The organism is Dolichospermum sp. LEGE 00240 (genome assembly GCF_015207875.1).
Classification (GTDB): Bacteria; Cyanobacteriota; Cyanobacteriia; order Cyanobacteriales; family Nostocaceae; genus Dolichospermum; species Dolichospermum gracile.
The window spans coordinates 1-13,783 of record NZ_JADEVZ010000097.1; the positions used below are offsets into that span (position 1 = coordinate 1).

Genomic DNA, 13,783 nt, shown 5'->3' on the forward strand with positions numbered 1-13,783 from the left:
GCAGGGGGCAGGGGGCAGGGGAGAATATTTTTCCTAATGACCAATGACTAATGACTAATGACTAATCACCAATTCTCTAACTTTTGAAACAATAGGGCTACTTTATCTAAATCTTTCTTACCTGGTGAGTGTTCGACACCACTAGATAGATCAATACCATTGGGTTTAATTTGACTTAAAGCAGTCAAAATATTATCTGGTGTGAGTCCTCCGGCTAAGAACCAAGGAAGATTAGGGCTAAATTGCTGATTTAGTTGATGCCAATCTAAGGTTTGTCCTGTTCCTCCTAGTTGTTGGGGATGGTAAGCATCAAGTAGTAGAGTATCTACATAATCGGTGTAATGTATGGTGGTTTGTAGATGCTCTAAACTGCGGACTCGCAAGGCTTTGATAATTTCCACTTGGGGTAGGGATTGACGTAATTGCTGGCAAAATTCTGGTGTTTCGTCTCCATGTAGCTGGACACCGGTTAAACCAGACTTTTTCACTATTTGACTAATTTCAGAAATAGTAGTGTTAGCAAAAACGCCGATTTTATCAATATTTTCGGGAATGGGGATGATCGCTGCCTGAATTTGGGCTATGGTAACGTAACGAGGGGAAGTGGGAACACAGATAAATCCTAGTGCTGTTGCACCTAAGGCAGCTATAGCTAGGGACTGTTCTGGTTGGGTAATACCGCAAATTTTAACCCGCATTTTTATCAGAAAAGTTACAAATAATCACAAAAGTATCTTAATTCAAGTTAAAAACTTTTGCTTTGTCCTGGGTAATTTTATAATTCTGTAGAACTATATTCATTTTCTCATTTAGGAGAACACAATTTCATGTCATCAATTTTATTAGCCGCAGCATCCGTTCCTGTTACACCAGTGTGGAGTCCTACAGTCGGTATCATTATCAGTGCCAGCAGCGCAGTTGTATTATTATTTACTTTTGCACTGAAATCTGCTAAAGTTGGACCTGGGATGCCTGTATTGCCTGTAAGTGTACCAGGATTCATTGGAGCAATGGCTTTTGGTCATGTAATTGGTATTGGTATTGTGTTAGGACTAACTAATATTGGTCGTTTGTAAGTTGGATTAACAAATACCAGATCCCCGACTTCTTGGAGAAGTCGGGGATCTATGCTATTTAAAATTGTCTATCCTAGAGTTATACATACATTTCTCTCTATAAAATAATTTCTGGAAATATCTAATAATGCAAACAAATTGGCAAATAGGTTCTTTATTTGGCATTCCTTTATTTTTAGACCCCTTATGGTTTGTGATTTTGGGGCTAACAACTCTGAATTTTGGGTTAGCTTATCAGCAATGGGGGGCTATTGGGGGTTGGAGTGCTGGTTTGATGATGGCACTGCTGTTATTTGCTTCGGTGCTGCTACATGAGTTGGGACATAGCTTGGTGGCACAATCCCAAGGTATTAAGGTGAATTCGATTACTTTGTTTTTGTTTGGGGGGGTGGCGGCAATTGAGGAGGAGTCAAAAACTCCTGGTCAGGCTTTTCAGGTGGCGATCGCTGGTCCTGCGGTCAGTGTGATGCTATTTGTCTTACTGCGTCTAGGTGCAAGCGTGATTCCTGATAGTAACCCCTTGCATGAAATGATGGGGGATTTATCGAGGATTAACTTGGTGGTGGCTTTATTTAATTTAATTCCTGGGTTGCCTTTAGATGGGGGACAGGTGTTAAAAGCGGCTTTGTGGAAAATTACAGGCGATCGCTTTCAAGCGGTACACTGGGCAGCAAAGGCTGGACAAATTTTGGGTTATGGTGCGATCGCTTTGGGTTTTGCTATTGACTTCTTTACCAGAGAATTTATCACGGGTTTATGGATTGTTTTGATCGGTTGGTTTGCCGTGCGTAATGCTAACAGTTATGACCGTGTTACCACATTACAAGAAACTTTACTCAAGTTAGTAGCAGCCGATGGTATGACTCGTAATTTTCGGGTTGTTGATGCCAATCAAACATTGCGAGAATTTGCTGATTTATATCTTTTAGAAACCACTGCACCGCAAGTTTACTTTGCGGCTGCTGATGGTCGTTATCGGGGTTTAGTTAATATTAATGACTTGCGAACAACCCAAAGAAGTGCATGGGAAAATCAAACTTTACAAACTATTGTTCATCCTTTGACGACAATTCCCACTGTGATTGAATCCACCTCTTTGGCTGAGGTAATTAGGAAATTAGAAACCGAACAACTATCTCAAATTACTGTTCTTTCTCCTGCGGATGCTGTTGCTGGTGTCATTGATAGAGGGGATATTGTCCAAGCATTAGCACAAAAGTTAAATTTGCCAATTACTACTGCGGAAATTAAGCGAATTAAGGAAGAAGGGAGTTTCCCAGCAGGGTTACAATTAGGGGCAATAGCAAAGTCTGTAGAACCATAAGAATGTCTGAATCAGGATACCCAGGATTAAAGAATTTTTAGGATGAATAAATACAACATCCTGTTAATCTTTAAATCCTGTAAATCCTGATTCGGACAATTAATTAAATCCCGCTAATCTTTAAATCCTGATATGGCTTACACCACGCTACGCTATCAAACAATAAAATTCTTATTTAGCACTCACTACCATCTCTAGGGGATTAGGAACATATTGGAATGTTGGTTCAGAATTCCAAGGACCACGCTGATCTTTACCATCTCCATCTGTTGATAAATTATAATAAAGAGAGACAGTTTCATCTGGTTGGATATTCCCAAAAAGAGGTTCAGTCAACTTACCCAGAGAATCCAACGCCTTCATAAACATCTGAGTATGAGAAATTTCTCGCGTTAACAAATGTACTAAAGTCTGTTTAGTTCCTTCATCTGTTGCTAGTTTAATCAACTCTTCGTAAGTTTGCCTAGCACCAGCCTCAGCAGCAATGTTAGCACGTAAATCGCGGACAACATCACCACCTTCATTCAAATAACTTGCTGTCCAAGTATTTCCCTGACTATCAAGAAAATGGGGTCCCATACCTCGAATAGCAAATAAGGTACTTTTATATGCTTCTGTTTGGTCGGTATTTTTTGTGTGTATTTCAATGAGTTTACCAACCATTTCTAAATGGCCAAATTCTTCGATAGCAATATCCTGGAGCATATCCTTAATTCCAGGATTTTCTACATGAAAAGATTGTACCCAATATTGCAAAGCGGCGGAGAGTTCACCAGTTGCACCACCAAATTGTTCTAACATCAACTGAGCAAAACGGGGATTTGCTTCATCAACCTTGACAACATGAATTGATTCTTTTTTGTGAAAAAACATAATTTTAGCTCCTGCAAACTTTCACCTAAAAAAACACAATTTATCATCCTAACTATTGTTAAGTTATACTCTGCTGCTTCTTTGCCATAACCCCCATAAATAAATCGCAATAATTGCCCCTATAACTGCCACTACTACTCCAGGAATACTTAAAGATGCGGATGTAAGTTGTAAAGTCCCTGTACGGATGAGAGTAAATAAAGTTCCACCGATAAAAGCACCAACAATACCTAATATCATGGTGGATATCATCCCCCCACCTTGATAACCAGGATAGATTGATTTGGCAATTACACCAGCTAATAGTCCTAAAATTATCCAAGTAATAATATTCATGGATGTCCTCAAAAATTTGACTCAAGTTATGTCAAATTTATCAAAGCTTCATATTATTTATTTCTATCTAATGACATAAACTATATAAATCAAAAGGTATGTAGTTTTGTTCTCTCCATAAATCATCACTACATACCAATTCTAATTAAATAGAACGAGAGAATTTTGTCTCTCTAGTTCTTGTATGAGTATCGAAAACAACCGCAATATTTCTAACTAGCAATCTGCCAATATCAGTAATATAGATTTCATCAGCTAAGACATTTACTAATCCATCAGTTTGTAGAGGTGCTAATTCTTTGAGTTCATAGGAGAAATATTTATCAAAATTGATCTGATATTTCTGTTCAATTTCTAACTTATTTAGTTGAAAGTGAGACATTATGGACATAATTACATCCCGTCTAATAATGTCATCTTGAGTGAGTTTAATGCCTTTACTGGTAGGAATTACACCACTCGCAACCGCTTTGTAATAATCCTTTAATTCCTTGTGGTTTTGAGCATAGGCATCTTCTAACATACTAATAGATGTAGCTCCAAACCCAAATAATTCGGTTTCTGCATGGGTAGTATAACCTTGGAAATTACGTTTTAGTGTACCATGACGTTGAGCGATCGCTAATTCGTTATTATTTTTAGCAAAATGATCCATGCCAATAAACAGGTACTCGTTATTAGTTAATTCCTCAATTGTCATTTTGAGAATCTCTAACTTTTCTTCCGCTCCCGGTAATGCGTCTTGAGGAATCATTTTCTGCACAGGTTTAATCCAAGGTACATAGGCAAAATTAAACACGACAATTCTATCAGCATCTAAAGCCATTGTCTTGTGTAATGTTTCCCGGAAAGTCTCAAGAGTTTGATAGGGTAAACCATAAATTAAGTCTACATTCACACTATCAAATTCAGCTTCTTTAATCCAACCCATAACATCAAACAGTAATGATTCTGGTTGAATGCGATTCACGGCTTTTTGTACTTCTGGGTTGAAATCTTGAATACCAAAACTAATCCGGTTAAAGCCAATATCCCGCAAGAATAAGATATAATCTCTATTTACATAGCGGGGATTAATTTCAATAGATACTTCGGCATCTGAAGCAATTTGGAAATTATGAGTAATATTTTTCCACAAAAATTCTACTTGATTAAGTTCTAAATAATTTGGTGTACCTCCACCCCAATGAATTTGAAGCACCTTTCTATCTTTATCAATTAAAGCTGAAGTGTTTTTGATTTCCTGTTCCAAATGTTCTAGATATGGAATGGCCATATTCTTGTTATTGGTAATTACTGTATTGCAACCACAGAAATAGCAAGCACTTTGGCAAAAAGGAATATGGAAATACAAAGATAGGGGAGTTTTTCGTTGATTGGAAGCGGTAATTACAGATTGAAACTCTCTTGCGGTGAAATTTTCACTTAATTCTGTTGCTGGGGGATAACTCGTGTATCTGGGAGCGCGAGTATCATACTTTTGAATTAGATCAAAATCAAACTTAACGCCAGGTAATAGAAAAACCATTACAGTCTCCAATAAATGTGAGTATATTTCTGTGTAGTTGGGAAGTAATTAATTTTCCCGATTTAATGTTGTAATTTAGGATTTAGCAAATAGAATATGTTTATTCTATTTGTTTGTAGTTAGCATTATTTTTTGACGAACCACAGAGGCACAGAGAACTCAGAGGAAGAGGAATGTTGTAATTTAGGATTTAGCAAATAGAATATATTTATTCTATTTGTTTGTAGTTAGTATTATTTTTTGACGAACCACAGAGGCACAGAGGACTCAGAGGAAGAGGAATGTTGTAATTTAGGATTTAGCAAATAGAATATATTTATTCTATTTGTTTGTAGTTAGTATTATTTTTTGACGAACCACAGAGGCACAGAGAACTCAGAGGAAGAGGATGGATTTTTATATAATTCATCGTTGTTAAAGTTAATTGGGTGATGAATTATATTTTTGTAAATTATGCGGGGACTTAAACTAAATCATTGTAAGTGGCTCTACCAAGAGCTTGGATTAAGATACTTTCCAATTCTTGAAGTATCTGCATATTTAACTTAAAAGCATGGTTGGCTTCTGCTACAATTTTGTCAGCGGTTGTATCATCAATATTAACTTTATCTAATGCTTGACGATACTTTCCTTTGAAAGTCTGCTTGTCTGGAATTTGCTGAAAATTGTAAAAGGAAGTTCCTTCATGTCCAGAAAGTTTTAAGGCTGACTGAGCAATTTTTTGGAGCATTTGCCCACCAGAAAGATCACCCAAATAACGAGTATAGGAATGAGCTAACAATAGTGCAGGTTCATGAGTGGAAATTTGTTGGATACGCGCGATATAAGCTTGGGCGGCAGGTGAAGGGGCGATGCGTTTGTGCCATTGACTTCCATAATAAAATAACATATCTTGCTCTAGGGAAGATTGGCGATTTAGTTCAGGAAAATAAATCAAACTAATCACAGGATGCTGTTTATGTTTCTCAATTGCTGCTTCTAGTTCACTATAAACAAAATAGAAATTTCTCAACAATTGAATGAAACAATCTCTATCTACAACTCCTTTGACAAAACATTTCATGAAGCCGAGATTTTCTGAATCTGTATGCGCTTGTTGAGTTCCTACACGCAGTTTCATGGCCAAATCATTACTCATTCTTAGTTCCTTCTTGTTTACTTGTCAGGGTTTGCAAATTTCAACGACTTGTTGATCAGTTCACCGTCGTTATCATCACAGGAAAATTGCTATTCTCTGGGAATAGGGTTTTGAGAATAATTTCTCTAGCACAAATTACTACCGATGTGGATTTCGCCTATTTTTACTGCTCCTGAAATTATTTAACTATTATTCTTTGTATAACTATAAGAGTATTCATATTTATTTATGGTTTCATAAATACATTTGTCCCGGAAATAGGTATTTAAACTATACGAAAATTAGAATAATTCAGTATTTTTGTAAGAATTAGTTTCAATAATTTAACTGATGACTAATAACAAATATTTATGCTTATATAATTTTAAGGCAGATAATGGTAAAGGGACTACTTATGGTTAAATCGTTGGATAAACCGCCACTTGATTTATCGAAATCGGGTGTAAAAACACCAGTTCAAGAAACATTATTAACACCCAGGTTTTATACCACTGACTTTGATACAGTGGCAAAAATGGATATTTCTGGGTATGAAACGGAATTAAGGGCTGTAATTGACGAACTCAAGGCTGATTATAACCGTCATCACTTTGTGCGAGATGATGAATTTAAGCAAGGTTGGGATCACATTGTTGGTGAAAAACGACTTGCTTTTATTGATTTTTTAGAACGTTCTTGTACTTCGGAATTTTCTGGGTTTTTACTATTTAAAGAATTATCTCGTCGTCTCAAGGATAGTAACCCTTTGCTATCAGAAGCATTTGCTTATTTAGCACGAGATGAAGCCCGTCATGCTGGCTTTTTGAATAAGTCAATGGCAGATTTTAACCTTTCCCTTGACTTGAGTTATCTCACTAAAAATCGTACCTATACATTTTTCCCAATCGAGTGGGTTATTTACACAGTTTACCTATCGGAAAAAATCGGTTATTGGCGCTACATTTTAGTATTTCGCCATATGGAAAAAAATCCAGAGTACCAGTTTTATCCTCTATTTAGGAAGTTTGAAAGCTGGTGTCAAGATGAGAATAGACACGGTGATTTTTTCAAGGCTTTGTTACGTTCTCAACCCCAGTTATGGAATAATTGGAAATCTCGGCTATGGGTACGGTTCTTCCTATTAACTGTATTCGCTACCCACACTATGACAGTATTTGAAAGAGGGAATTTCTATGAGATATTAGGTATGCACCCTCGTAAGTACAATACTCAAGTAATTGAGGAAACCAACAAAACCGCAGCTAAGGCATTTCCAATTATTTTAAATACCAATCACCCCTACTTTTTTTGGTATTTAGAACAATGTGCATTGTATAATCAGAAAATAATTGATCTCAATCAAATTAATGATTGGGGAATTGTGAAATTTATCCAAAAAATTCCCTTAACTTTAATGATTTTTTGGTATATGTTCAAAATTTTTCTGATTAAACCCATCAACACAGAAGCAACTCGTGAACAAGTTTGTTGATTAGGTGACAGGTGACAGGTGACAGGTGATAGGTAATAGGTGACAGTTAAGAGAGAATAGGTAATAATTATTTACCAACTACCAATTACCAATCACCAATTACCAATTACCAATTACCAATTACCAATTACCCATTACTCTATTTTTCACTTTTTAATTGCAATGGCGTATATTTTCCCCCTAATGCTTCAACAATAGCGCGGGTATTTGCTGCCATCATTCTTATATAAGTATCACCATTACTACCTTTTGCCCCAATAGAATCAGAATAAAGTCGAGTTGGTGCTAATTTTACTCCGGCTTCTTCGGCTACTGTTTTAATTAAAGCTGGATTAATTGTTGTTTCCGCAAATATGGCGGGAACACCGATTTTTTTAACTGATTCAACTAACTTTTTCACGGTTTGGGCGCTGGGTTGTTCTTCCGTACTAATGCCGATTAAAGTTCCCGCGATCGCTATTTTATAAGCATTGCCATAATATTGAAAAGCATCATGGGTAGTGATGAGTTTCCGTTTATCTGCGGGAATTGTTTGAATTTCTTGAAAAATCCAAATATGTAATTGCTGTAATTCATCAGTTAGCTTTTGGGCATTTTGAGTAAATTTTTCTTTGTCTTCTGGTGACAATTCAATTAAACTATCTCGAATGGCTTTCACCATAGATATAACATTTTCTGCACTGCCCCAAACGTGAGGATCTGGAACAATTTGTCCTTTACCTTTATCTAATTTTAAGGATTTAACAACTTCCCCCACAGGGATTTTTTTGACTGTCCCTCCAGCAGCATTCATTAACTTAATTAATCCCGGTTCTAAATTGTAACCGTTATACAAAATCAAGTTAGCTTTTTCTAAAATCCGACTATCTGCGGGTACAGGTTCGTAACCGTGAGGATCTGTACCTGGTTTAAGAATACCCGTAATCTGTACTTCTTCTCCACCAATTTCTTCAGCTAAATTAGCAATAATGGTACTCGTTGCTACAATCTGGGGTTTACTATTCCCCTGGGGTTGGGAGTCGGGAGTACAACCCATTAAGGCCAAAGATAAGAACATTCCTAGACAAAGGGAGAACCTAACTCCCAACCCCTTCCCTGGGAGAGAAGGGGAGTAAGAATCAAAGCCTCTCTCCACATAGGGGAGAGGTTTGGAGAGGGGTTTCAGTAATAAGTCATACATTGTATCAAGTATTAGTTTCATTTATCTTACTGATTACTTCTAATTATAGATATTCTCATATTTCTCTCATTTTTATGGTAAGCTCGAAAAATAAGTATTTTAACTAGTACAACACGGCGTAAATAAATCAACCATTATCAATCGCCAAAAAGCTTGCTCAGTATTAGTTTTGACTTTTGACTTCCGCCTTGCGGTACTAGGGTTATGCAAAACGTCTCTTTTTACCAAAAATTTAGTTTATCTCCCAAAAATCAAGTAGATATACTTACAGAAACTATCAAACCTATTGACATGAATTCATCAACAGCAATCAATGTTACTCATGTATGTGTACATTATCGCACACAGGAAGCATTGAGAGACGTTAATTGTATAATTAAGCCAGGAAAAGTCACAGGTATTTTCGGTCCTAATGGTGCGGGTAAAAGTACATTAATTAAAGCTATTTTGGGATTAGTTCCCATGAATAGTGGTCAAGTTTTATATAAAAGCAAGCCTTTAATGCAGCAACTAGAGAAAGTTGCTTATGTACCACAACGTAGCCAAATTGACTGGAATTACCCCGCTACTGTGTGGGATGTAGTGATGATGGGGCGTGTCAAAAAAACAGGCTGGTTACGGAGTTTCTCCACAGTTAGTCGCCAAATTGCTAAACAAGCATTAGAAAGAGTGGGAATAGGAGAATTAAAAAATCGTCCCATTGGTGAACTTTCAGGAGGACAACAACAACGGGTATTTTTAGCCAGGGCTTTAACTCAAGAAGCGGAAATATTTTGTTTTGATGAACCCTTTGTCGGGATAGATCAAAAAACCCAAGCTATCATTTTTGAAGTTTTTCAAGAATTAGCAAAAAATGATAAAATTGTCTTAGTAGTTAATCATGATTTAGGGGAATCTATCACTCATTTTGATGATTTAATTTTATTAAATTGTGAATTAATCGCTACAGGTTCACGCCAACAAGTCTTAACAGAAGAAAACTTATATCGCGCTTATGGTGGCAAGGTCATGTACTTTGCGGCTTAATTTATTATGTGTTTGAATCAGCCAGCCAGAATTAGGAATGTGAATTAAATAAGGTGCAAAAGTAGCAAAAGTAGGGTGTGTTAGCGACAGCGTAACGCACCATTCCAGGTTATTAAATTTGCGTTCCTTAGCCAGTTTGAGTCGTTTGAGTCAGCCAGTTTGAATCAGCCAGTTTGAATTAGCCAGTTTCAATTAGCCAGGGAATAAATTCCCTGTCTTATAGCTAAAGTCGGTTAAAACCGACTAACCCGCATTTCTCACAAACAATGCGATTCCTAGGTCGCGCTATCTCTATTCCTTCGGAACGCTATGCGAACGAGACGCTACCGCGAACGCTATCGCAATCTATCTAATCCTTATAGAAAAACGGTTTCGGGCATTTTTCACGGAGTTGATTTTTGATGCAGTGTGAAAACCCAGAATCCAGATTTTATAAGGGTTTGAGGATTTTGGTGAGAAATCCGGGACTAAGTAGGTGAACACAATAAAACCAATCTTTGTAAAGAAAAGTAAAATCGCCCAAACCCTCTTCAATCTTGCCTTTTGCATGATTGCCTCTTGCTTTGCCATAAGGACAGTTTTTAATGCTAACCTACGTATATTTAGTTTATTTCTTCTATTTAACAATATGTTTCAAGCACTAATAGAACCGTTGCAATATGGCTTTATGCAGCGTTCCTTAATCATCGCCATATTAGTAGGTTTATTGTGTGCCATTGTTGGTAGTTATTTAATGGTACAACGCCTTGCATTGCTGGGTGATGCTATTAGTCATTCAGTATTACCAGGACTAGCGATCGCCTTCATGATTGGTGCTAATATCTTTGTTGGGGCGTTTATAGCTGGTGTTTTGAGTACAATGGCTATAGCTGTCATTAAAACCCGATCTCCCATTAAAGAAGATGCCGCTATGGGCATAGTTTTTTCTGCCTTTTTTGCCCTTGGTGTCACCTTAATTACAGTCATTCAAAAAGATAATAAAATTGACTTAAACCATTTTCTTTTTGGTAATATTCTAGGTGTAACTGGGGACGAAGTTAGAGATACAGCTATGATTACAGCTATTGTTTTAATAGTAGTTTTCTTATTATATAAAGAACTGTTATTTTACACATTTGATCCCTTGGGCGCACAAGCTGCGGGTTTACCAGTTAATTGTTTAAACTTTGGTTTAATGTTGTTAATTGCTTTAACAATTGTTGCCAGTATGAAAGCTGTGGGAGTAATTTTAGTATTATCACTTTTAATTACTCCCGGTGCAACTGCTTATTTGTTAGTCAAACGTTTACACGAAGTGATGATTTTAGGGGCGGTAATTGGGGTAATTTCTAGTATTAGTGGAATGTATCTCAGCTATTTTTATAATTTACCCTCAGGTCCAGCTATTGTGTTAGTAGTTTCGGGTTTATTTACCTTGGCTTTGTTGTTGAGTCCTCGACATGGAATTTTGATATCTATGATAAAGAATAAATAAAATTATCAAATTGGTAATTAAATTACATTTAATGCTTTTTTGTAAGCTGTTACGCAGCTAAATTTGATAACCATAATTTACTTGAACTTTGTAGTGCGGGCATCTTGCCCGCTAGAATTATACAAACTAAATGCACAACAGCTTATCACACAAAAAAGTCATGGCCTGTATTAAAAAAGTATTAAAAAAAGGGATTTTGTCGATCTTGACGGGAGGGAATTTCTAAATAATAATCTTCTTCCATACATATTTTTTGTAGTTCTTTTACAGCATCGTCTAAAGTCTTTTGTGGCGGATTTTCTACTAAATTTTCTTTGGAAAAAACTACATAAATTTGAGATTTTTGTAAAAACTGTTCAGTTTCTGACAATGAAGAAAACTTGAGTAATTGTTGAATTTGTACAACATTCATGATTCTATTTCTATAAGCTTCTATTGCTAACGATTCTAAAACTTTTTGTGGTAGGTCTTCCCAGTTCTGCTGTAATTGATTACCAATATCTTCAGGAATGGAAATCGTAATTTGCATATTTTTATCCTTGTTAAAAGCACAACAGCTTACTTACTAAACTCCTGGGTATTACCCCTATTTTTGACTTCCCGCAGCGTCTCCTAAGTGACAAATAACCCCCTCAAAATCATCAAACACTCAAGTTACAGTAGCGCAAGCATCTTGCTTGCATTAATTATCCAAGTTAAAAGCACAACAGCTTATTTACTAAACTCCTACAGCATATTCTGTATGTTTTCTGACATTAACAGGATGAAAAGCTAAAACTATTTGATTTTTGGGAATACCAGCATTGACAAGTTCATTTGTAATCCCATCTTCTGTACCATCTCTTTGAATCCAGACTTGATTATTGATAATATCAAGATGAATTAAACAGCCATGTATTCTCTGTTTATTTTCCCAACCAATTGTTAGTAACAAGTAACTGTTTTCCGATTTATCAATGATTAATTTTCTTTCTAATTCTCCATAGGCATAAGGTAGGGCGGCATATTCTTTTAATATCTTTTCGATGATTTGGCGATAATTAGTTAAGGTATCCATATCATGATAAATATCTTTTGCTGGCATAATGTTTTTTAAAATCAGGATTTTTATCGTCTAATTGTTGTTAGAATCGGGTAGTTATCGAGGGACTTGTACTGAGATTGCCTAAGTAAGTTGACATAATACCCAGGATTTGAGGATTTTCAGGATAAAAATAATATTCTCTTCGTGTGTTCCTGTGTTTTATGTTTCGCGCAAAGTCGCAAAAGGGCAAAGACGCAAAGAAGAAAGTAACTGTGAGAATAATAGAAAATTATCACAATCTTGTCATTCAATTACAATCAAACATCCTGTTAATCCTTAAATCCTGGACATCCTGATATGGCTACACCACGCTTCGCTATCAGACAAAATTTTAATTAATTAGATCATTAACAGTCATCCATCAATTTGTAAATTTTGCGGATTGTTGAGAATAAAATGATTATCTTCTTTGACTAAATCACCTATACAGTGAATTTGCAACCGCTCTTGATAAGCTTTAATAGCTAAGATATAATCCTGATTATTTAAAACTGTTTTAATTTCTTTTAATTTCTCAAACACTGCACCTAATAATGTAATTTCTCCTCTCAGTTTATCAATTTCTGGAGTGGCGATTTGCATGACAACACCTTGAACAGTAAAGTTAGGATAATTGGTGATAAATTCGCTTAAAATATCAAATTGATCTCTATTTTCTACTATCTCTAATGTTTTCAAAATATCGCTAATTTTTTCAGCATAATCTCCTAAATTATGTTGGAGAGGTAACAAAATTTCATATCCATCTGCGGTGTCTTTCTCCTAACAATACCCAAAAAATTCTTTTGTCTGAATCAGGATGTTCAGGATTTAAGGATGTACAGGATGGGTATTTACTGTTATTTTAACATATTAATTGTCTGAATCAGGATGTCCAGGATTTAAGGATGTACAAGATGGGTATTTACTGTTATTCTAACATATTAATTGTCAGAATCAGGATGTTCAGGATTTAAGGATGTACAGGATGGGTATTTACTGTTATTTTAACATATTAATTGTCTGAATCAGGATGTCCAGGATTTAAGGATGTACAGGATGGGTATTTACTGTTATTTTAACATATTAATTGTCAGAATCAGGATGTTCAGGATTTAAGGATGTACAAGATGGGTATTTACTGTTATTCTAACATATTAATTGTCAGAATCAGGATGTTCAGGATTTAAGGATGTACAGGATGGGTATTTACTGTTATTTTAACATATTAATTGTCTGAATCAGGATGTTCAGGATTTAAGGATGTACAGGATGGGTATTTACTGTTATTTTA

Annotated in this window: 14 protein-coding genes; 5 read left to right on the top strand and 9 right to left on the bottom strand. The window is 35.9% G+C overall.

The genetic code is table 11. The annotated features are described in order from the left end of the window. Window positions 1-65 precede the first annotated feature (65 nt). A complete protein-coding gene (locus tag IQ226_RS22310; protein ID WP_193899045.1) occupies window positions 66-698 on the bottom strand; it encodes a phosphoribosylanthranilate isomerase in 633 nt (210 codons plus the stop codon). A 129-nt stretch (window positions 699-827) separates the two neighbouring features. On the opposite strand from IQ226_RS22310, the gene IQ226_RS22315 reads away from it, so the two are divergent. Further along, a complete protein-coding gene (locus IQ226_RS22315; protein ID WP_168357186.1) occupies window positions 828-1,076 on the top strand; it encodes a photosystem I reaction center subunit PsaK in 249 nt (82 codons plus the stop codon). Window positions 1,077-1,203: 127 nt separating this feature from the next. Further along, complete coding sequence (locus IQ226_RS22320; protein ID WP_193899047.1) at window positions 1,204-2,400, top strand: site-2 protease family protein; 1,197 nt, start codon at window positions 1,204-1,206, stop codon at window positions 2,398-2,400. 171 nt (window positions 2,401-2,571) lie between these two features. Here IQ226_RS22320 and IQ226_RS22325 read toward each other — a convergent pair whose 3' ends face one another. The 4 genes from IQ226_RS22325 to IQ226_RS22340 form a co-directional block, all read right to left on the bottom strand. After that, a complete protein-coding gene (locus tag IQ226_RS22325; protein WP_193899049.1) occupies window positions 2,572-3,273 on the bottom strand; it encodes a manganese catalase family protein in 702 nt (233 codons plus the stop codon). A gap of 63 nt (window positions 3,274-3,336) precedes the next feature. Next, complete coding sequence (locus IQ226_RS22330) at window positions 3,337-3,609, bottom strand: GlsB/YeaQ/YmgE family stress response membrane protein (protein WP_027403466.1); 273 nt, start codon at window positions 3,607-3,609, stop codon at window positions 3,337-3,339. 145 nt (window positions 3,610-3,754) lie between these two features. Next, window positions 3,755-5,137 carry an oxygen-independent coproporphyrinogen III oxidase gene (gene hemN / locus IQ226_RS22335; RefSeq protein WP_193899051.1) on the bottom strand — a complete coding sequence of 461 codons (1,383 nt, stop codon included), beginning with the start codon at window positions 5,135-5,137 and terminating at the stop codon, window positions 3,755-3,757. A gap of 463 nt (window positions 5,138-5,600) precedes the next feature. Next, window positions 5,601-6,275 carry a heme oxygenase (biliverdin-producing) gene (locus IQ226_RS22340; RefSeq protein WP_193899053.1) on the bottom strand — a complete coding sequence of 225 codons (675 nt, stop codon included), beginning with the start codon at window positions 6,273-6,275 and terminating at the stop codon, window positions 5,601-5,603. Between the two features lie 394 nt (window positions 6,276-6,669). Between IQ226_RS22340 and acsF the strand changes: the two genes are divergently transcribed. Continuing rightward, complete coding sequence (gene acsF / locus IQ226_RS22345) at window positions 6,670-7,746, top strand: magnesium-protoporphyrin IX monomethyl ester (oxidative) cyclase (protein WP_027403469.1); 1,077 nt, start codon at window positions 6,670-6,672, stop codon at window positions 7,744-7,746. Between the two features lie 139 nt (window positions 7,747-7,885). Here acsF and IQ226_RS22350 read toward each other — a convergent pair whose 3' ends face one another. Continuing rightward, window positions 7,886-8,803 (bottom strand): metal ABC transporter substrate-binding protein, encoded by a 918-nt coding sequence (locus IQ226_RS22350; protein WP_193899060.1) that lies wholly within the window; start codon window positions 8,801-8,803, stop codon window positions 7,886-7,888. A 327-nt stretch (window positions 8,804-9,130) separates the two neighbouring features. Between IQ226_RS22350 and IQ226_RS22355 the strand changes: the two genes are divergently transcribed. Further along, entirely contained in the window at window positions 9,131-9,952 is an 822-nt protein-coding gene (locus IQ226_RS22355) for a metal ABC transporter ATP-binding protein (RefSeq protein WP_193899054.1), read from the top strand. A gap of 628 nt (window positions 9,953-10,580) precedes the next feature. Further along, complete coding sequence (locus IQ226_RS22360) at window positions 10,581-11,426, top strand: metal ABC transporter permease (RefSeq protein WP_193899056.1); 846 nt, start codon at window positions 10,581-10,583, stop codon at window positions 11,424-11,426. A gap of 181 nt (window positions 11,427-11,607) precedes the next feature. Here the strand turns inward: IQ226_RS22360 and IQ226_RS22365 are convergent, their stop codons facing one another. The 3 genes from IQ226_RS22365 to IQ226_RS22375 form a co-directional block, all read right to left on the bottom strand. Continuing rightward, a complete protein-coding gene (locus IQ226_RS22365; RefSeq protein WP_193899058.1) occupies window positions 11,608-11,955 on the bottom strand; it encodes a UPF0175 family protein in 348 nt (115 codons plus the stop codon). A gap of 189 nt (window positions 11,956-12,144) precedes the next feature. Then, window positions 12,145-12,483, bottom strand: a complete 339-nt coding sequence (locus IQ226_RS22370; protein ID WP_193899063.1) for a XisI protein — start codon at window positions 12,481-12,483, stop codon at window positions 12,145-12,147. A 381-nt stretch (window positions 12,484-12,864) separates the two neighbouring features. After that, window positions 12,865-13,242 (bottom strand): hypothetical protein, encoded by a 378-nt coding sequence (locus IQ226_RS22375; protein ID WP_228039608.1) that lies wholly within the window; start codon window positions 13,240-13,242, stop codon window positions 12,865-12,867. Window positions 13,243-13,783: the final 541 nt, after the last annotated feature.

What these genes read in the sequence shown, in the direction of transcription:
- IQ226_RS22350 (WP_193899060.1), bottom strand. Translation starts at nt 8,803, where the DNA reads ATGTTCTTATCTTTGGCCTTAATGGGTTGTACTCCCGACTCCCAACCC.
- IQ226_RS22355 (WP_193899054.1), top strand. Translation starts at nt 9,131, where the DNA reads ATGCAAAACGTCTCTTTTTACCAAAAATTTAGTTTATCTCCCAAAAAT.
- IQ226_RS22310 (WP_193899045.1), bottom strand. Translation starts at nt 698, where the DNA reads ATGCGGGTTAAAATTTGCGGTATTACCCAACCAGAACAGTCCCTAGCT.
- hemN (WP_193899051.1), bottom strand. Translation starts at nt 5,137, where the DNA reads ATGGTTTTTCTATTACCTGGCGTTAAGTTTGATTTTGATCTAATTCAA.
- IQ226_RS22360 (WP_193899056.1), top strand. Translation starts at nt 10,581, where the DNA reads ATGTTTCAAGCACTAATAGAACCGTTGCAATATGGCTTTATGCAGCGT.
- IQ226_RS22370 (WP_193899063.1), bottom strand. Translation starts at nt 12,483, where the DNA reads ATGGATACCTTAACTAATTATCGCCAAATCATCGAAAAGATATTAAAA.
- IQ226_RS22325 (WP_193899049.1), bottom strand. Translation starts at nt 3,273, where the DNA reads ATGTTTTTTCACAAAAAAGAATCAATTCATGTTGTCAAGGTTGATGAA.
- IQ226_RS22320 (WP_193899047.1), top strand. Translation starts at nt 1,204, where the DNA reads ATGCAAACAAATTGGCAAATAGGTTCTTTATTTGGCATTCCTTTATTT.
- acsF (WP_027403469.1), top strand. Translation starts at nt 6,670, where the DNA reads ATGGTTAAATCGTTGGATAAACCGCCACTTGATTTATCGAAATCGGGT.
- IQ226_RS22365 (WP_193899058.1), bottom strand. Translation starts at nt 11,955, where the DNA reads ATGCAAATTACGATTTCCATTCCTGAAGATATTGGTAATCAATTACAG.
- IQ226_RS22330 (WP_027403466.1), bottom strand. Translation starts at nt 3,609, where the DNA reads ATGAATATTATTACTTGGATAATTTTAGGACTATTAGCTGGTGTAATT.
- IQ226_RS22340 (WP_193899053.1), bottom strand. Translation starts at nt 6,275, where the DNA reads ATGAGTAATGATTTGGCCATGAAACTGCGTGTAGGAACTCAACAAGCG.
- IQ226_RS22315 (WP_168357186.1), top strand. Translation starts at nt 828, where the DNA reads ATGTCATCAATTTTATTAGCCGCAGCATCCGTTCCTGTTACACCAGTG.